At 63.6% G+C, this 19,002-nt stretch carries 15 protein-coding genes; 9 read left to right on the top strand and 6 right to left on the bottom strand.

The window, feature by feature from the left end; translation table 11 throughout:
* Nucleotides 1-95 precede the first annotated feature (95 nt).
* Nucleotides 96-1,496: an argininosuccinate lyase gene (gene argH, locus NKH52_RS04830; protein WP_352727869.1), complete on the bottom strand. Its 1,401-nt coding sequence runs from the start codon at nucleotides 1,494-1,496 to the stop codon at nucleotides 96-98.
* A 35-nt stretch (nucleotides 1,497-1,531) separates the two neighbouring features.
* On the opposite strand from argH, the gene tlpA reads away from it, so the two are divergent.
* Nucleotides 1,532-2,221, top strand: coding sequence for a thiol:disulfide interchange protein TlpA (gene tlpA / locus NKH52_RS04825; RefSeq protein ID WP_352727871.1), 690 nt, complete (start codon nucleotides 1,532-1,534; stop codon nucleotides 2,219-2,221).
* Nucleotides 2,222-2,257: 36 nt separating this feature from the next.
* On the opposite strand, the gene NKH52_RS04820 is transcribed toward tlpA, so the two are convergent.
* Both NKH52_RS04820 and NKH52_RS04815 read right to left on the bottom strand, forming a co-directional pair.
* Nucleotides 2,258-4,696 (bottom strand): EAL domain-containing protein, encoded by a 2,439-nt coding sequence (locus NKH52_RS04820; protein ID WP_352727873.1) that lies wholly within the window; start codon nucleotides 4,694-4,696, stop codon nucleotides 2,258-2,260.
* 285 nt (nucleotides 4,697-4,981) lie between these two features.
* A complete protein-coding gene (locus NKH52_RS04815) occupies nucleotides 4,982-5,854 on the bottom strand; it encodes an endonuclease/exonuclease/phosphatase family protein (RefSeq protein WP_352727875.1) in 873 nt (290 codons plus the stop codon).
* Nucleotides 5,855-6,100: 246 nt separating this feature from the next.
* Here NKH52_RS04815 and NKH52_RS04810 point away from each other — a divergent pair, with 246 nt between their 5' ends.
* The 5 genes from NKH52_RS04810 (at nucleotide 6,101) to NKH52_RS04790 (ending at nucleotide 11,465) form a co-directional block, all read left to right on the top strand.
* Nucleotides 6,101-7,453: an extracellular solute-binding protein gene (locus NKH52_RS04810; protein WP_352727876.1), complete on the top strand. Its 1,353-nt coding sequence runs from the start codon at nucleotides 6,101-6,103 to the stop codon at nucleotides 7,451-7,453.
* A 110-nt stretch (nucleotides 7,454-7,563) separates the two neighbouring features.
* Nucleotides 7,564-8,448: a carbohydrate ABC transporter permease gene (locus NKH52_RS04805; protein WP_136619744.1), complete on the top strand. Its 885-nt coding sequence runs from the start codon at nucleotides 7,564-7,566 to the stop codon at nucleotides 8,446-8,448.
* 7 nt (nucleotides 8,449-8,455) lie between these two features.
* The gene (locus tag NKH52_RS04800; protein ID WP_352727879.1) at nucleotides 8,456-9,370 is read left to right on the top strand and encodes an ABC transporter permease subunit; all 915 of its coding nucleotides are present in this window, start codon (nucleotides 8,456-8,458) and stop codon (nucleotides 9,368-9,370) included.
* A 19-nt stretch (nucleotides 9,371-9,389) separates the two neighbouring features.
* Nucleotides 9,390-10,490 carry a sn-glycerol-3-phosphate import ATP-binding protein UgpC gene (locus NKH52_RS04795; RefSeq protein WP_352727880.1) on the top strand — a complete coding sequence of 367 codons (1,101 nt, stop codon included), beginning with the start codon at nucleotides 9,390-9,392 and terminating at the stop codon, nucleotides 10,488-10,490.
* Nucleotides 10,491-10,655: 165 nt separating this feature from the next.
* Entirely contained in the window at nucleotides 10,656-11,465 is an 810-nt protein-coding gene (locus NKH52_RS04790; protein WP_352727882.1) for a phosphodiesterase, read from the top strand.
* 47 nt (nucleotides 11,466-11,512) lie between these two features.
* On the opposite strand, the gene NKH52_RS04785 is transcribed toward NKH52_RS04790, so the two are convergent.
* The 3 genes from NKH52_RS04785 to NKH52_RS04775 form a co-directional block, all read right to left on the bottom strand.
* Entirely contained in the window at nucleotides 11,513-12,595 is a 1,083-nt protein-coding gene (locus NKH52_RS04785; RefSeq protein WP_127293673.1) for an ABC transporter ATP-binding protein, read from the bottom strand.
* The gene (locus tag NKH52_RS04780) at nucleotides 12,592-14,172 is read right to left on the bottom strand and encodes an ABC transporter permease (protein ID WP_352728343.1); all 1,581 of its coding nucleotides are present in this window, start codon (nucleotides 14,170-14,172) and stop codon (nucleotides 12,592-12,594) included. The genes NKH52_RS04785 and NKH52_RS04780 overlap by 4 nt, the downstream gene beginning before the upstream one ends.
* A gap of 174 nt (nucleotides 14,173-14,346) precedes the next feature.
* Nucleotides 14,347-15,354, bottom strand: coding sequence for an iron ABC transporter substrate-binding protein (locus tag NKH52_RS04775; protein WP_352728345.1), 1,008 nt, complete (start codon nucleotides 15,352-15,354; stop codon nucleotides 14,347-14,349).
* Between the two features lie 259 nt (nucleotides 15,355-15,613).
* On the opposite strand from NKH52_RS04775, the gene NKH52_RS04770 reads away from it, so the two are divergent.
* From NKH52_RS04770 to NKH52_RS04760, 3 genes are all read left to right on the top strand, one after another.
* Complete coding sequence (locus tag NKH52_RS04770; RefSeq protein WP_127293667.1) at nucleotides 15,614-16,165, top strand: sigma-70 family RNA polymerase sigma factor; 552 nt, start codon at nucleotides 15,614-15,616, stop codon at nucleotides 16,163-16,165.
* Between the two features lies 1 nt (nucleotide 16,166).
* Nucleotides 16,167-16,805, top strand: coding sequence for an NrsF family protein (locus tag NKH52_RS04765; RefSeq protein ID WP_127293665.1), 639 nt, complete (start codon nucleotides 16,167-16,169; stop codon nucleotides 16,803-16,805).
* Between the two features lie 133 nt (nucleotides 16,806-16,938).
* Nucleotides 16,939-18,978, top strand: coding sequence for a PAS domain S-box protein (locus tag NKH52_RS04760; RefSeq protein WP_352727885.1), 2,040 nt, complete (start codon nucleotides 16,939-16,941; stop codon nucleotides 18,976-18,978).
* Nucleotides 18,979-19,002 lie beyond the last annotated feature (24 nt).

Below are 19,002 nucleotides of genomic sequence, written 5' to 3'. Positions count from 1 at the left end.
GTCAGCCGCCGCTTTTAGCCGAGTTCTCGGTGCATTGCACCCCGAGATATCGCCCGTCGCAATATCCGGGATATTACTGCTCGCAATATCCGGCATTACGCCTTCGCCAGCCGCTTTTTCCAGGCGCGGATCTGCTTCCTAACTTCCGACGGCGCGGTGCCGCCGAAACTGGTGCGGCTCTTGACCGAGTTCTGCACCGCCAGCACCGAAAATATGTCGGCCGTGATGCCGGGATCGATCGACTGCAAATCCTCCAGTGAAAGCCTCTCCAGCCCCACCTTCTTGTCTTCGGCCAGCGCCACCGCCCGGCCGGTGACATGATGCGCTTCGCGGAACGGCAGGCCGAGCGTGCGCACCAGCCAGTCGGCAAGGTCGGTTGCTGTCGCGTGGCCGGAGCCGGCGGCCTTCTTCATCGCGGCAGCGTTGACCGTCATGTCCGAAACCATGCCGGTCATCGCCGCCAGCATCAGGTCGAGAGTCTCGGCGGCGTCGAACACCGATTCCTTGTCTTCCTGCATATCCTTGCCATAGGTCAAAGGCATGCCCTTCATCACCGTTAGCAGGCCGACCAGATGACCGGTGACGCGGCCGGTCTTGCCGCGCACCAGTTCGGCGGCATCGGGGTTCTTCTTCTGCGGCATGATCGAGGAGCCGGTGGAAAACGAGTCCGACAGCCTGACGAAGCCGAACTGCGGCGTCGACCAGATGATGATCTCTTCGGCCAGCCGTGACAGATGCGTGGCGCAGATCGCGGCAAGAGCGAGGAACTCGAGCGCGAAATCGCGATCCGAGACGCTGTCGAGCGAATTGCGCATCGGCTCGCGGAAGCCGAGCGCCTTGGCGGTCCGGTGACGGTCGATCGGGAAGCTGGTGCCGGCGAGGGCCGCGGCACCGAGCGGGCTTTCGTCCATCCGCTCGATCGCATCGCGCACACGCGACAGGTCGCGCGAAAACATCTCGACATAGGCCATGCAGTGATGGCCGAAGGTCACCGGTTGTGCCGCCTGCATATGGGTAAAGCCCGGCATCACGGTCGCGGCATGCTCCTCGGCCCGCTCCAGCAGCGCCTCGATCAGCCCTTTCAACGCCTCGGCGACGCGAAAGCACTCATCCTTGACCCACAGCCTCAAATCGACTGCGACTTGATCATTGCGCGAGCGGGCGGTGTGCAGCCGGCCGGCCGCCGGGCCGATCAGATCGGCGAGGCGCGCCTCAATGTTCATGTGGATGTCTTCGAGCCGTGTCGAAAACTCGAAGCTGCCGGCCTCGATCTCTTTCAGGATCGTGTTCAGCCCGTCAGCAATTTTTTCTTGGTCGGCCGCCGAAATAATGCCCGTTTGCGCGAGCATCTCGCTGTGGGCGATCGAGCCTTTGATGTCCTGCGCATAGAGTTTGCGGTCGAAGGAGATAGACGCGTTGATCGCTTCCATGATCGCGGCCGGACCCGAGGCAAAACGTCCGCCCCACATCTGGTTGCTGGTTTTCTTGTCGCTCATGGCTATAACCCGTGCTTCGGAGCAGTTTTGAGAAAATGGCAGACGGTAGTAGATTCTTCCCGGCCTCGCGCCTGATCCTCGCCGCCTTGGTGGCGGGCGCGCTGGCCGGTGCGGTCGCGGTATATGTCAGCGAGAGCCGGTCTGGCAACAATGCACCGGCACAAGCTGCCGTGGGTGAGAGCAAGGACGATGTCGCCTGCGCGGCCAAGAGCGACCGCGCCAAGAAAGTCGCGGCGTCGGCCACCGGTGAGGTTGCGGCACTTTTGCCGGCGGATCCGCCACAATCCCTGAAGAGCCTTGCCTTCAATGGCCCGGACGGCAAGCCGATGACGCTTGCCGATCATGCCGGCAAGACGGTGCTGCTCAATCTGTGGGCGACATGGTGCGCGCCGTGCCGTGCCGAAATGCCGGCGCTCGATGCGCTGGAGAAGGAAAAGGGCAGCGACTCCTTTGAAGTGGTCGCCGTCAATGTCGATGCCGGCGACGATGTGAAGCCGAAGAAGTTCCTCAGCGATACCGGCGTCGCGACGCTCGGTTATTACCGGGATTCGACGATGGCGCTGTTCAACGACCTCAAGAAGCGCGGCCTGGCGCTAGGCCTTCCCGTTACCATGCTGATCGACGGCGAAGGCTGTCTGATCGCCCATATGAACGGCCCGGCCGAATGGTCGGGGCCGGACGCCAGGCGGCTGGTCGAGACGGCACTCAAGCCCGAAAGTCTCTAAAAGCGCGTCGTTGTCCGCTACGCCCTTTTCGGGCGGTCAGGCCCTGTTCAGACCGAGTGCGGGCGCGGGTGCGAAGGCCAGAACGCTTCTGTCGCGCAAGGTGGCGGGTTTGCTGCCGACAGCGGGTGCGACGACACCGGTCAGCTCGCCGAATTCCTCGATGAGAGCTGGCCTGCCGATATAGTAGCCCTGGCCGATCTCGCAGGCTTCGGCGTCCAGGAATTTCAGTTCGCCGAGCGTCTCTACACCCTCCGCCAGGACCGGCAGGCCGAGACCGCGTCCAAGTCCCAGGACGGCGCGCACGATCGCCGCGACCTGGCCGTTCTTGTCGACGGACTTGATGAAGGAACCATCGATCTTGATCTTGTCGAAGGGGAAGGCGCGAAGGTTGGAGAGCGAGGAATAGCCGGTTCCAAAATCGTCCATGGCGACGCGCACGCCCAGTGCCTTGACCTGCCGCAAAGTGGCCAGCGCCCGCGGCATGTCCTTGACAAGCGCCGTCTCGGTGATCTCAAGCTCGAGCCTGCCGGGCACCAGGCCGGTATTCAGCAATGTTTCGTGGACCTTGCGGCTGAAATTCGTGTTGTGGAGCTGCACCGCCGAAACGTTGACGGCCACCGTCAGCGGATTTTCCCAGCGGGCGGCTTCCTCGCAGGCAGCCGTCAGCACCCATTCGCCAATCTGGCCAATGGCGCCGCTGTCTTCGGCGACCGGGATGAATATGCCCGGGGACACGTCGCCGCGCGTCGGATGCCGCCAGCGGACCAGCGCTTCGAAGCCGACCATCTTTCCGCTGCTGATCTCTTTCTGCGGCTGGTAGACGAGGTAGAACTCCTGGCGTGCGACCGCCTGGCGCAGTTCGTGCTCCATCACGCGCTTGTCGCGGGCCTCGGCCCCCATCGAAGCCTCGAAATAACGGTAGGTGTCCTTGCCTTCGGTCTTGGCCCGGTAGAGTGCCGTATCGGCGTGACTTATCAGGCTGGCCTGGTTTTCGGCATCCGACGGGTAAAGCGCAATGCCGATGCTGGCCGACACGAGGCCGCCGCCGACCGAGAGCCGGTTTTCCTCGCGCATGGCGGCCAGCACGGCGTCGGCGATACGGCCGGCCTCCAACGGGTCGGTCAGGTTCGGGACGATGATGGCGAATTCGTCGCCGCCCAGCCGCGCCACCATCTGTCCCTGGCGAAGGATGCCGGTAATGCAATGCGCAACCTTCTGCAGCATGGCGTCCCCGGCGCCGTGCCCATACAGGTCGTTGACCTCCTTGAACCGATCGAGATCAAGCAGCAGAAGCGCAAGCTGGCCGCCTTTTCTGGTCCGGCCCATCGCAGCAATTTCCGTCTCCAGCCGGCCGGAAAAGCTGCGGCGATTGGCCAGTCCGGTCAATGGATCGAAATGGGCAAGCCGCAGGATCTCCTGTTCAGCCTTCTTGCGCTCGCGAATGTCGCGGACCGCGACCACGTTGTGCGGTTTGCCGCAGTAGTCGATGCTCCTGGCGATCAACTCGACAGGAATGCTCGTGCCATCGCGGCCGCTCAATTCGGCCTCCTGCGGCTGTTCGCCGAAGCCCGACATATCGGATCCGAAGAGATCGCCAAGCTGCATTCCGTTCAGCGTCGCTGTTGCGATGCCCGTCAGTGTCGCAATGCTGTCATTGGCACTGATGATGCGGTTGCCGTCGCAGACGATCAGCCCCTCCACGGCGGCATTGGCCAGGCCGTGCATGCGATCGACCTCGAGCTTCTGGCGACGGAAGCGCAAATCGATCCACAGCGCCGATGCCGACAGAACCAGGATCACCAGCGTGGCGGCGGCGGCCGCGAAAGCCTGCGAGGTCGGCTCGATCGTGTATTCGGATATGACGATCGAGGGATCGGGGAAGATCGAGACTGCACCCATGCCGATGAAATGCAAGGTACAGATCGCCAGTGTCAGCAGCACCGCGCCGGCGGATGTCGCCGGCAGGGAGGGGCGGCGCAACACGACACGCAGCGCCAGCGCCCCAAGCGTTATGCCGGCCAGCAGGGAAACGGCGACAAGCAACAGGTTCCATTCGATCCGGCCCTGGACTTCGAATGCCGCCATGCCGATGTAGTGCATGGCTGCGATGCCGCCGCCCAGGACGGCGCCGCCGACGAGATGATAATCGAACTCGTCCCGCAAGGTGGCGATCCACATGCCGGCCGCCGTCAGCGCGACCGAAGCAGCGAGCGAAAGCACGGAGAGTGCGGGATCATAAGCACTGGGTATACCCGGTGTGAACGCAAGCATGGCGATGAAATGCGTTGCCCAGATGCCGAAGCCGGTCGAAGTGGACGCGATCATCAGCCAGGCAAGCCGGTTCCGATCTGCAGAGCGGCTGATGTGGTGAAGCAGGTTGACGGCAGAGAAACAGGAAATTCCGCAGATCAGCGCGGCGAGTGCGACCAGTCTCAGATCGTGTTCGTTGACGATACAATTGTAGACCGTCAGCATTTTATTTCACCTGATCTATCGAGAATAAACAAGGCAGCAGAATTGAGTAGCGCTTTGCCGTTGAAGGATCGATTAAGCCGCTTGCAACCCTGGCGTGTTTTCCGGAGGAGGGTGCCCGTCAGGCGATGCGGACCGTCACGACGAGTGCCTCGTGATCGGAGCTCGGGCTGCCGTCCGCCAGCACAGCCGGAAGAACGGCAGGAGCCGTTGCGATGAGGCCGCGCGTGAAGAACCAGTCGATGTGGCCGAGCGGGGTGGGATCGCCGGCCTCGCGCCGCTGCGTGGTCAGTCGAGCTTGTTGGCGGCCTTCCAGTCGTAACCGCGCCCGGCGAGGACCGCGAACAGCGGTTCATGGCGTTCGACATCGATCAGCCGGTCGGGTTCGGCAGCGATACGCGCCGCCCAGGCATCGGGATCGTCATTACGCTCCTCATGGGTTGATGTCAGCGTGTTGAAGTCGCCGCCAAGCAGAACCGGCGCCTGCGGATCGTATTTGTCGATGGCATCGAGGAGATGGCTGGTCTGGATGGCCCGGCCGGCGGGATCCGTGCGGTTTTCGAGATGCACCGAGACCACTGTCACCCCGCGGTCGCCGATCTGCACCTGGCCACCGATGGCCATGCGTCCGCCGATGCGCGGCTGGCCGCGTTCCGGCCGGAACCAGCCGCCAGCCGCGTCGAGGCGCACGAGGAAAGGGCGAAGCAGCGGGATGGTGCTGGTTACGGCATTGCCATGGAAGCCTTCTGTATTCTGGACCGTGCCGGTTGCGGCCTGCTCAGTCTCGTTGCCGCCGCCGAGCTCGACGAATTCAACGCCATAGGCGAAGGCATGGCCGAGCCGGCCGGCAAGGACGCGCAAGGGATGGCCGTTGCCTGAGCGCGCCATGCCTTCGTCGACCTCGGACAGCAACACGACATCCGGTAACTGGCCAGTAAGCGTGGCCGCGATGGCATCACCATGGCGCAGCCGTTCGACGTTCCAGGCCATGACGGTAAGCGTTTCGCCGGCGCTTTCGCGTGAAGCCTTGCCGCCGATTTCGATCTGGCCAAGTGCAGGCGTGTCGGCTGCCAGGCGCAGATGGGTGGCGCTGTCGCGCGGTCCGTCGCGCATCGCCTGGCGCTCCGCGAGTGGAACATGCGTCAGCTGTGGCACCAGCATTTCATTCATCCCCTTAGCCGGATAATCATGGCTGCCCCTCAGGGTCTTTACGTCCTCGGCAGCCGCCCTGGCTACCTAGAGCGCCGGCATGACATTTTCATGCCGGCGCAACCGCCGGAGGGGAGGAGAGACGGGCTGTCCACAGGCCTGAAGGGCCACAACAGAACTGTCACATACCTTCTCTAAGAGAGCGGGCAAGGATTTGCGCAAGACCCTTGTCAACAGCCACTCAAGAGGGAAGAAATCATGACCATCATCAAGCGGGGCTTTGCTGCCCTTGCCGCTGGCGCGCTCAGCGCAGCGCTTGCCATGCCTGCTGTCGCAGAGCCGGTAAAATTCGATTTCTGGTTCGGCCTTTCGGGCGATCTGGCCCGCGTCGTCGACACGCTGTGCAAGAACTTCAACGCCTCGCAGACCGACTATGAAGTCGTCTGCACCAGCCAGGGCAATTACGACGCCACGCTGCAGAACACGATCGCCGCCTTCCGCGCCGGCAAGCAGCCCGCTGTCGTCCAGGTCTATGATGTCGGCACCGCCACCATGATGCTGTCGGGCGCCTATAAGCCGGCTGACAAGCTGATGGAAGAAAACGGCTACAAGATCGACTACGCCGACTATTTCCCCGGCATCGCGCGCTACTATGCGACGTCGAAGGGCGAGATGCTGTCCTTCCCGTTCAACTCGTCGACCCCACTGATGTATTGGAACAAGGACGCCTTCGCCAAGATCGGCAAGACCGAAGCGCCGAAGACCTGGGAAGATGTCGCGGCCGACCTCAAGGCACTGAAAGACGCCGGCTATGAATGCCCAATGGCGATCAACATCTCGGCCAATGAAAGCTGGCAGCTGATGGAGCAGTTCTCGGCTCTCCACAACCAGCCGATCGCCACCAAGAACAACGGCTATGATGGCCTCAACGCGCGTCTGGAAGTCAACAAGACCAGGTTCGTCCAGTACGTCACCGATCTCAAGAAGTGGTATGATGCCGGCCTGATCAAGATCAAGTCCAAGGACCTCGGCCAGGACATGGTCCAGGCCTTCGCTTCCGGTACCTGTCAGGTCGTCCTGACCTCGGTCGGCGATCACGGCACTGTCGGCAAGACGCAGAAGGCGGGCATGAACTGGGATGTCGCCGAGCTGCCGGTCTATGCCGGCACCGAGCGCAAGAATTCGCTCGTCGGGGGCGCTTCGCTGTGGGTGCTCTCCGGCAAGTCGGATGCGGAGTACAAGGGCGCTGCCGCGTTCCTCAACTTCATCCACGACCCCAAGACCGCTTTGTTCTGGTCGACGAACACCGGCTACATCCCGGTGACCAAGTCGGGCTTCGACTACCTGAAGGCGCAGGGTTTCTATGACAAGGCGCCCTTCAAGGGTCGTGAAGTGGCGATCGCCAGTCTGACGGCGTCCGAACCGACCGAGATCACCCGCGGTGTGCGGCTGGGCAATTTCACCCAGATCCGCGCCGAGTTCGGCACGCAGATGCAAGCGATCTTCGCCAACAAGGTCAGCGTTCAGGAAGGCCTCGATACGCTGGTCAAGAATGGGGACGCCATCCTCGACCGCTTCCAGCAGACCTATCCGGGCAAGACACTGCCCTGACCACTGGAAATTCTCAGGCTGCCCGTCGACTCTCACGCTCCGAGTCGACGGGCAGCCGTTTCGCGTATTAATGCGCACGTGACTGGCCGTTCAGCGGCATCGGCGGACCGATGGAAAAACGCGTCACTTTCAGCAGCTGGACGATCGGCATCCTTTTCGCGGTGCCTCAGCTCCTCTTGATCTTCACGTTCTTTTACTGGCCCGCCGGTCAGGCCGTGTACTGGTCACTGACGCTGCAGCAGCCCTGGGGCGGCGGCAACATCTGGGTCGGGCTGGACAATTTCCGCTCGATCCTGGCCAACGCCGACTACTGGAACTCGATCACCGCCAGCCTTGTCTTTGCCGGCATCAGCACCGGGCTTGCGATGTTCGTCGGCCTTGTGCTGGCCGCCTTGACCGATCGGCAACTTACCGGGTCGCGCTTCTACCGCGTGGTGCTGATCTGGCCCTACGGCATCGCGGCGCCGGCGCTGGCTATGGCGTTCCGCTTCATCTTGGCGCCGGAAGCCGGCTTCATGGCCGTCGTCAACCAGGTTTGGCCCGGCTTCTGGGATCCTGGCCTTGACGGCACTGACGCCATGGCCTCGATCATAATCGCCTTTTCCTGGAAATATGTCGGCTACAACTTCATCTTCTTCCTTGCCGCGTTCCAGGCCATCCCGCGTTCGCTGATCGAGGCGGCGGCGATGGACGGCTCGGGCGTCGTCAGACGCTTCTGGGACATCCAGTTCCCTCTGATCACGCCGACGATCTTCTTCCTGCTGGTCATCAACATCACCGAGAGCTTCCAGGATTCCTTCGGCATCGTCGACATCATGACTTCGGGCGGACCGGCGAACGCCACCAATCTGATGGTCTATAAGATCTATTCCGACGGTTTCAAAGGCCTCGACTATTCGGGTGCCGCCGCACAGAGCATCATCCTGATGGTGCTCATCGTCGTGCTGACCATCTTCCAGTTCCGCTTCATCGAGCGGCGTGTGCACTACAGGTGAGGCCGACATGGTAGAGCGCACCCCGTTCCTCAATTTCTTCACGCATGTGATCCTGTTCGTCGGCTTCGTGCTTTGCATCGCGCCGTTCGTGGTCGTCGCCATCGCCGCGTCGCACAATCTCAGGGATGTCAACGATGTGCCGATGTCGCTGCTGCCGGGCAGCGACTTCTGGCTCAACATCAAGACCGCATGGACGACGGCCGATCTCGGCCCCAAACTTCTGAACAGTTTCATCATGGCCGCGGGCGTCGCGGCGGGCAAAGTGATCACCTCGGCGCTCACCGCCTTCTCGATCGTCTATTTCCGCTACCCCGGCCGCACCTTCATCTTCTGGCTGATCTTCGTAACCTTGATGCTGCCGCTGGAAGTGCGCATCGTGCCAACCTACGCGGTCGTCGCCAACGTGCTGTCGCCCTATCAGGCCATCCTCGACGTGACCGGTCTGAGCTGGCTCATCGAAAAAGTCTCGGGCGTCCAGGTTTCGCTCAGCCTCGGGCTGCTCAATTCCTATTCAGGGCTGATCCTGCCGCTGATCGCAACCGCCACCGGCACCTTCCTCTACAGGCAGTTCTTCCTCACTGTTCCCGATGAACTGACCGAGGCCGCGCGCATGGATGGCGCCGGCGCCCTGCGTTTCTTCATCGATATCCTGCTGCCGCTGTCGCGCAACAACATGGCCGCACTTGGGACCATTATGTTCCTGTGGGCGTGGAACCAATATCTGTGGCCGCTGCTCATCACCACCGACCAGTCGCATGCGACCGCGGTCACGGAACTCAAGCAGCTCATCCCCAATGTCGGCGGCATTCCGGAATGGAACATCGCCATGGCCGGGACCCTTATCGTCATGCTGCCGCCGCTGATTGTCGTGGTGCTGATGCAACGCTGGTTCGTGCGCGGCCTGATCGCCACCGAAAAGTGACCTGGAAAGGAGACGAAAGATGGCCTCCATCACCATTCGGGACGTCAAGAAAAGTTACGCCAAGATGCAGGTCGTGCACGGCGTCGACCTCGACATCGCATCGGGCGAGTTCGTCGTCATCCTCGGGCCATCGGGCTGCGGCAAGTCCACGCTGCTGCGGATGATCGCCGGACTGGAGGACATATCCGGCGGTGAGATCGCCATCGATGGCACCGTCGTCAACAAACTGGAACCGCGCGAGCGCGGCTGCGCCATGGTGTTCCAGAACTACGCGCTCTATCCGCATATGAGCGTGGCGCAGAACATCGGCTATTCGCTCAAGGTGGCGGGTGTTCCGGCCGCCGAGCGCCAGCTGCGCATCCAGGCGGTTGCCCGCACGCTGGAGCTCGAACATCTGCTCGACCGCAAGCCGATGGCGCTGTCTGGCGGCCAAAGGCAACGCGTCGCCATGGGCCGGGCGATGATCCGCGAACCCAAGGTGTTCCTGTTCGATGAGCCGCTGTCCAACCTCGACGCCAAGCTGCGCGTCCAGATGCGCTCGGAAATCCGCAAGCTGCATCGCCGGCTGAACGCCACCTCGGTCTTCGTCACCCATGACCAGGTCGAGGCGATGACGCTGGCCGACCGGCTGGTGGTGATGAATGGCGGACGCGTCGAGCAGGTCGGCACGCCGGCCCAGATCTACAGCCGTCCGGCCAGCCGTTTCGTCGCCACCTTCGTCGGCGCGCCGGCCATGAACATCCTTGAAGGCACGGTTGAGCTCGACGGGCTGTCGCTGCTCGGCGGCAGCCGACGCCTGGCCATGGCCCGCGCGGGGCTGCCGGTCGGCACGAAGGTAGCGATGGGCATCCGGCCAGAAGCCGTCCGGCTAGTGGCGCCGGGCACGGCAGGCGCGCTCAATGCCACCGTCGACCTGGTCGAGGAGCTGGGCGCGGGCCGCGTCATCTATGTCGATCTCGACGGCGCGCCGTTTTCGGTGATGACGTCGGAGCCTGTCCACCCTGAACCGGGCAGCGCGGTCGGCCTGAAGATTTCGCCGGACGATATGCATTTCTTCTCGTCGGAGACAGGAAGCCGTCTCGAAGTCTTCAAGGCCTCCGTCCCGGAACCGGCCCTCTGATTTCTGAAGCCAGCCATTACCGTCGATGATGGGGCAGGCGCCGCCGTTAGAGCAGTTCCCGTTTCACGGACACGGGAACTGTTCTAACTCTTTGTTTTGACACAATTCCGAACGGAAAACCGTTCACACTTTTCCTGGAATTGCTCTGAGTGGAAGAAGCACGCAATGAAAATTATCCAGGTCACCGATGTGCATCTTGGCCGGCAAGGCGAGCGCCGCTATGGCGCCGACCTGCATCAGCGGCTGGCTTCATGCATCGCGCACATCAATGCGCATCACGCCGATGTCGCGCTTTGCGTCTTCACCGGCGACCTGACGGAGACTGGCGCGCCCGAGAGCTACGCCGATCTCCGGACGGCCCTGAGCACGCTGTCGGTGCCCTGGCGGCTACTGCCGGGGAACCACGACCGGCGAGCCAATCTTGCCGCCGCGTTTCCCGAGATTCCGCTCGATGAGAACGGCTTCGTGCAGTCGGCTCATCAAACGGCCGACGAGGTGCTGCTGTTCCTCGACTGTCTGGCGGAAGGGCGCATCGAAGGCGAATTGTGCGACAGGCGGCTAGCCTGGCTCGAAGCCCGGCTCAGAGATGCGGCCGGCAGGCCCGCCTACGTCTTCATGCATCATCCGCCGGTCGCGCTCGGCCTGCCGCAGCTCGATCCGCTGGCGCTTGGGCGGCCGGAACGGCTGCTGGGCCTGCTGCGGCGCCATGGCAATGTCCGTCACATCTTCTTCGGTCACGTCCATCGCGACATTGCCGGCACGGTCGCCGGCATTCCGTTCTCGGCGCAGCGCGGCCTGCATGCCAGGTTCGAGCTTACCCTCGACAGATCGAGCGAGATTGTCGAGCAGGCTCCGCCTTCCTACGCGGTCGTCCTCATCGACAGCGCCAACGAGCACGTGGTCGTGCATGGCTGCGACTTTCTCGAACAATGGCCGATCTATTCCGGTGAAACCGGCGAACGCATCACGGCGTGAACGGGCTCCGCCGCGTTGAAGCGCAATGTGGCAAAGCCTTCGACCAATCAGGCGAAGACATGCGCCTTTCCCGATACGGTCAGCCGGACGATCTCGCCGACCGCCGGCGCGTCCATGCCCGGTTTGCGCAGGACCAGCGGCGTGTTGCCGATCGCGGCCGCATCGGGCGGATCGGCATTGTTCAAGAGCCGCACCGCGACCGTGCACATCGAGCCGGCGAATTCGGATTCCGTCACTTCTCCGAACAGCATGTCCGAGGTGCCGGACATGCCCTCGCGCGAGGTTCTCTTCAGCGCGATCTGCTCCGGGCGAAGCATGATGCGGGCGATATCGCGGCTGTCATTGGTGTCGACCGCGATGCGGCCGAGCGGCGAATTGGCGAAGCCACCCGATATCTTTGCCGGCAGGATGATGGCGTCGCCCAGGAATTCGGCGATCATCCTGTCCTTCGGCTTGAGATAGAGCTCGCGCGGCGTGCCGATTTGCGAGAACTTGCCGTCGCGCATCACCGCGACCTGGCTGGCAAAGGACAGCGCCTCGGCCTGGTCGTGCGTCACCAGGATGGTGGTGATGCCGGCGGCTTCCAGCAGCTCGGCTACCGCCTTGCGCATCGAGGCGCGCAGGCCGGTATCGAGCGCCGAGAACGGCTCGTCGAGAAGCATCAGCCTGGGCTTCATCGCCATGGCGCGGGCCAGCGCCACGCGCTGCTGCTGGCCGCCGGAAAGCTCGTGCGGGCGGCGTTTGAGGATCGCCTTGTCGAGCCCGACGATATAGGCGAGCTCGACGATGCGCTCAGAGCGCTTGTCCGCGCCGCGGTCCATGCCGAAACCGATATTGTCGCCAATGGTCAGATGCGGAAACAGGGCACCATCCTGCGCCACCACGCCGATGCCTCGACGATATGCCGGCACCGCAGCGCCGCCATTGGCCAATATCGTACCGTCGAGCGTGATGTGCCCCTGGTCCGGCGCCTCGAAGCCGGCAATCAGCCGCAGCAAGGTCGTCTTGCCGCAGCCGGAAGGACCGACAATCGCCGTGCGGCTGCCGCTGGCAACGCTCAGGTCGACGCCGGCAAGGGCCGCCACCGGGCCGTATTGCTTGTGCAGGCCGCTGATTTCGAGAAAGCTCATCGTCCGGCCATCCGTTTCGACTGGACATAGAGCAGCCAGGTCAAGGGCAGCGACATCGCCACCATGATGAAGGCGTAGGGTGCCGCGGAGGCATAATCAATCTCACCGCTGTAGGACCAGAACGCCATCGCCAGCGTGCGGGTACCGTTGGGCGCCAGCATCTGGGTGGCGGTCAGTTCGTTCATGATGCCGAGCGCCACCAGCGCCATGCCGGCCGCGGCACCAGGCGCCGACAGGCGGATCGTCGTCGACCACAACGCCTGCAGCGGCGGCCGGCCGAGGCTGGAAGCGGCGCGTTCGAGTTCGACCGGCGCCTGCGCGATCGACGCGCGCAGGCTGACCAGCGCGCGCGGCAGGAACATCAGCGCATAGGCCACCAGGATCGTGAACAGGGTCTGGTAGAGCGGCAGCGCGATGCGCACCGTGATGGTGACCAGCGCCAGTGCAATGACAACCCCCGGCAACGAGCCGACAATGTAGTTGCAGCCCTCCAGCAGGCGCTGCAATGGCCCCGGCGCGCGGATCGAGATCCAGGCCATCGGCATGGCGGCGACGGTGGCGAGCAAGGCGCCGGCGAGCGCCAGGAACAGCGTCTGCCCAAGCGCCAGGCCGATTTCGTCCAAGCGCCAGACAGCGGCGCCGCCGGCGGTAAGCCAGCCGCCGATGGTGACGAACGGCACACCGAGCGCCAAAAGCGTGGTGACGACAAGCAAGAGCAGGCTAGGCAGGGTGGCGCGTCCGAGGCTCGTGCGTTGCTGATGGCGCGCCGCACCTGAGCCGACGCGGGCATAGCGCTCCTCGCCGCGCACCAGCACTTCGAGGCCGAGCAGCACGAAGCAGCAACTGACCAGCACGCCGGCCAGCATGTTGGCGGCCGGTCCGTTGAAGGTCGACTGGAACTGGTCGACGATCGCCGTGGTGAAGGTGTCGAAGCGGATGAAGACATAGAGGCCGTACTCAGCCAGCAGGTGCAGGCCGACCAGCAGCGAGCCGCCGCAGATGGCGAGCCGCAATTGCGGCAGCACGACCCGCCAGAACACGCGCCGGGGTCCAAGGCCGAGTGCGGCGGCAGCGTCCTCGAGGGCGGGATCGAGACGGCGCAATGCCGCCGACACCGGCAGATACAGGAACGGGAAATAGGCGATCACGGAAACCAGCACGCCGGCCCACAGGCCGTGCAGTCCCGGCACCATGGTGACCCAGGCATAGCTGTGCACGAAAGCCGGGATGGCGAGCGGCGCCACGCACAGCCAGGCCCAGAGGCGGGCGCCCGGCAGGTCGCTGCGCTCGGTCAACCAGGCCAGCGCAACCGACAGCACGATGGTGATCGGCACGGAGAGCGCGACCAGCAGGACGGTGTTGACCAGAAGCTCGCCGACACGCGGCCGGAAGACCAGCGCCGAGACGGTTTCCCAGCCGGTCTGCACCGCGATCCAGATGATGAAGGCGAGCGGCACCAGCGCCAGCAGCGCAACGAAGATGGCGGCGAGGACCAGCCAAAGCGGTGCGCGTCGCCGGGCCCTTCGGCCTGTGCCCGAAGGCAGGCCCGAACGCGCGAGATCGACCGCGGACTGCATCAGGTCAGACGCCGTGCCGCTGCCGTCCAGCGGCAGCAATTGAAGGACCGCGATCACGGTCGGGAACACAGCGTGTCGTCATCGACGAATGCCATCTCGAAAAACAAAATCACTCCCGCGGAAGGCGAATTCCCGCGGGAGCGTGGTCGGGTGTCCTTTTAGGACGAATGGCAACTAAAGCAAGCCGGCTGCCGTCATCAGGTCGGTGACCTTCTTGGAGTTCAGCGTCGTGGCGTCGACCTTCGGCGCCTGCAGATCGGCGAGCGGCACCAGCTTCGGGTTGGAGGCCGCACCCTTGCCGACAGCGTATTCGAAGGAATCGCCGGTTTTCAGCACGTCCTGGCCGCCCTTGCCGGTCAGCCATTTCAGGAATGCCTGGGCTTCCTTGGGATGCTTGCTCGAAGCCAGCACGCCGCCGCCGGAGATCGAGACGAAGGCGCCCGGATCCTGGTTCTTGAAATAGTGCAGCTCGACATTCCCGCTGTTTTCGCCGGTCTTGGCCTGATCGCCGAAGTAGTAATAGTGATAGATGACGCCGCCTTCGATCTCGCCGGCATTGACCGCCTTCATCACCGTGCTGTTGCCCTTGTAGGCGGTGAAATTGGTTTTCATCGCCTTCAGCCAGTCGGCGGTAGCGGCTTCGCCCTTGATCTGGAGCAGGGCACTGACGATGGCCTGGAAATCGGCGCCTGACGGGGAGGCGGCCCAACGGCCCTTCCAGCTCGGATCGGCGAGGTCAAGCATCGACTTGGGCAACTGGTCGGCGGTCAGCTTGGTCTTGTTATAGGCAAAGACCGTGCTGCGCGCTGCGACGCCGACCCATTTGCCGCTGGCCGGCTGATAGTCCTGGGGAACCTGTGCCAACGTGTCGGCGTCGACCGGCGCGAACAGGCCGGCCGTCTCGACCAGCACCATGGCCGGCGAGTTTTCCGTCAGGAACACGTCGGCCGGCGAAGCCGTGCCCTCAGCGACGATCTGGTTGGAGAAGTCGCTGTCGCCGCCATTGCGCACGGTGACCTTGATGCCGGTCTCCTTGGTGAAGCCTTCGGCCCACGCCTTGGTCAGGCTTTCGTGCTGAGCGTTGTAGACAATGATGCCATCCTCTTCCGCCTTTGCCGGACCGGCGACGAGGCTGATTGCCAGCGCGGTGGCGCCGGCGAGGGTGGAAAGAGCATATTTCATGGCATTGTCCTCGATTTCGGGGCTTTGGTCTGTCACGGCTGCACCTATCGATACCTGACAGCAGTAGTCAACATTGTCGATGTGCTTCAATCGGTCGCTGACGTGCAAAGGTCGGTGCCGGACGGACAATTCCGCGTGATGCTCCCGGTTCGGCGGTGCCGCAAACTTTCGTGATTTGCCGACAGTTTGGCTTGGACATTATTTCGCCGGCCACGTAACAAATCAGCGCCGAGACGCGAAAATCGGGGAGTGAACTCTTGTGAGCGGCAAGGACGAGGCCGAACTTTCCCGGCTGATGCGGGCCGCGATCGCGGGAGATGAAAGGGCTTACGCCGACTTTCTGCACCGGATTGCCGCGATGGTCCGCGGTTTTGCCCGGCGCAAGATCGTGCAGGGCGGGGTCGATCCCGAGGATATCGTGCAGGAAACCTTGCTGGCCATTCATGTGAAACGGCATACCTGGCGCCAGGATGCGCCGGTGTTGCCGTGGATCTATGCGATCGCCAGCTTCAAGCTGATCGATGCGTTCCGGCGGCGCGGACGACGCATCGAGATCGACGTCGATGATATCGCCGAGACGTTCGCCGAGCCGGAAACCGAGACCGTCAGCGAGCGCGACATCAACCGTGCATTGGACGGCCTGTCGCCGGCACAACGCTCCGTGGTCTCGGCCGTATCGGTGGAAGGGCGGTCCATCGGCGAGACGGCGGCAAAGTTCGGCATCAGCGAGACGGCGGTGCGTGTGTCGCTGCATCGCGGACTTGCCGCGATAGCCAAGCGATTCGGGCAGGGGCGGTTCGGGCGGGAATGACATGAGGACGGAAAATCTCATCAAGGCGCTGGACGCCGATGCAGGCAGCAAGGCGATGCCGCTGCAATCGGCCTGGTGGATGGCCGCCGGCGCGGCAGCGGTGATCGCGGCCGTCGTTTTCCTGCTGACCATCGGCCCGCGCCCGGACTTCATGGCAGCCGCGCACACGATGCGCTTCCTCTCCAAATTTGTTTTCACCATCGTGCTTGCCGTCAGCGCCTTTGCCCTGATCCGCGCCTTGTCGACGCCGGGTGCCTCTACGGGCCGGGCGATGGCCTGGATGGCTGCGGCGCCAGTGCTGGTAGCCGTGGCGGTGCTTCTGGAGCTTTTCATGGTGCCGGAGGCGCTGTGGGGAACCAAAATGGTCGGCTCCAACATGATGATCTGCATGGGCTTCATCCCGTTGATCGGCCTCGGCCCGCTTGCCATTTTCCTGTGGATGCTGCGCTACGGGGCGCCGACACGGCCGATGCTTGCCGGCGCGGTGGCAGGCCTGCTAGCCGGCGGGCTGGCGGCAACCTTCTATGCCGCGCACTGCTTCGACGACTCGCCGCTTTTCGTCGCCACCTGGTACACGATAGCCATTGCAGCGCTCGCATTGCTCGGCGCGCTCGGCGGACGGTTTTTCGTGCGCTGGTAGCGTTCCGCCACGATCGCGAGCCCATGCACACCGATCCTTAATCATGCCGGCAATTGTTTGCCGGTTAGCGATGGCGCCGGCAGGCCGGACGCAACCTTTCCTTAAAATCGATCCGTCAAGGTTGATGTCTGACATGCGTTTGCGCACGGGGGTGGCACGTATCGTGATGTGGCGAGGATTGGCCAGCCGAAAATCTCTTGGGCATGCAGGGCTGGCGTTGCTCGTCGCCGGCCTGGGCGTGCTGGCGACCTCAATCCTGCTGTCGCGCCTGGATTTCGGCACCGAAGCCTTGAAGCTCTGTCTGCAGATCGCTGTGGCGGTGGCGGTGGGCGCGCTGTTCCTCGCCGCCCTGTCCATCCGCAGGATCAGCAGGGATCGCCAGCAGATCGCCGAGAGCGAGCTGCGCTTCCGCCGCGCCATGGAGGATTCGGCGATCGGTATCGTGGTTGTCGGTCTTGACGGGCGCATCCGCCAGACCAATCCGGCCTTCGCCGCCATGCTTGGCTACACAAGCGAAGAGATCGAGGCGCTGACTTTCTTCCAGATCACGCATCCCGACGATCTGCAGATCGGGCGGGAGACGATGGACGATCTGAAGGCGGGCACGGTCAATTCCTTCCATTTCGAGAAGCGCTATCTCAGGAAGGACGGAACGCCCGTCTGGGCCCATCTTGCCGGCTCGGTCATTCGCGATGAAAACAGCGGCCGTCCGCTCTATCTCGTCTCCCAAATCGAGAACATCGACGCGCGCAAGCAGGCCGAGGCGCGCATTGCCGAGGCGGAAACGCGTTGGAATTTCGCCCTGGCCGGCGCCGGCCAAGGGGTCTGGGACCTCGACATGCGCAAGGGCGGCACGACCTATTCCTCGACCTGGGTCAAGATGCTGGGCTATGCGGATGGCGAGCTGGATGGCGACACCGACCGCTGGCTGACGATGATCCATCCCGACGATGGCGAGATTGTCGCCGAAGCGGATCGCGCTCATCTCGAGGGCAAGACACCGTTCTTTGAGGCCGAGTTCAGGATGCGCCACAAGGATGGCCACTGGATGTGGATACTCGACCGCGGCAAGGCTATCGAACGCGACGAGGATGGACGGCTGATCAGGGCCATTGGCAGCCTGACCGACATCACCCGCCGCAAGGAGGCCGAAGAGCGCCTCACTGTGTCGGCGGCAATGCTTGCCGATGAAAAGGAGCGGCTGAGGGTGACGCTGCAATCGATCGGCGATGCCGTCATCTGCACCGATGCCGCAAACCGCATCACCTTCATGAACCCGGTCGCCGAAAAGCTGACCGGGATTGCCGGCGGCGAGGCCCTCGGCAAGATGCTTGGCCATGTCTACTGGGCGGTCGACGAGGAGACGGGGCACAGGATCGGCGTGACCCGGCCCGCGGTTGGCGTTCAGGCGCCGGCCGACCAGAACAGCCGCGCCGTCCTGATCCGGCGCGACGACACGCGCTGCAGCATCCGTCAGGTCGTGTCGCCGATCATCAACGAACGGAACGAATTCTGCGGGCTGGTCATCGTCTTCCAGGACTTTACCGATGCGCGCGCGCTGCAGCGCCAACTGGCGCACGCCGCGGCACACGATGCGCTGACCGGCCTTGCCAACCGCTCGAGCTTCATCCGAGCCATGGAGGAACTGGTCGGTCAGGCCCGCAAGGATGGCACCGCCGACACGAGGAAGTCGACCGGCGACACGACAGAGTCGGTCGGAGCCAGCGGGCACCAGTTCATGTTCATCGATCTCGATCACTTCAAACTGGTCAACGATACGGGTGGCCACGCGGCGGGAGACGCGCTGCTGAAGCGGGTTGCCGAGGCGGTTCGCGGCGTGCTTGGTCCAGACGACATCGTCGCTCGCCTCGGCGGCGACGAATTCGCTGTCATTCTGAAATCGGGTTCGGCAGCCGGCGCCAAGATCGCGGCGCGCTCCATCATCGATGCGATCGGCGGCCTGGATTTCACCTGGGACGGCCGTCCTCACGTGATCGGCGCCAGCATCGGATTGGCTGCGATCAATGCCAATTGCGGCGAGGTCGACGAGATCATCGCGAGAGCCGATGCGGCCTGCTATGCGGCCAAGGCGGCCGGCCGTGGCTGTGTCTCCGTGGCGCCCGACGCACAGATCGTGGATGGCCTGACAGAGCCGCTGGCAGCGGCCTCCTGATCGAGCCTGTCACCGCCGAAAGGC

Source organism: Mesorhizobium sp. M1066, assembly GCF_040318635.1.
GTDB lineage: Bacteria > Pseudomonadota > Alphaproteobacteria > Rhizobiales > Rhizobiaceae > Mesorhizobium.
This window is presented reverse-complemented; position numbering and strand designations above follow the sequence as displayed.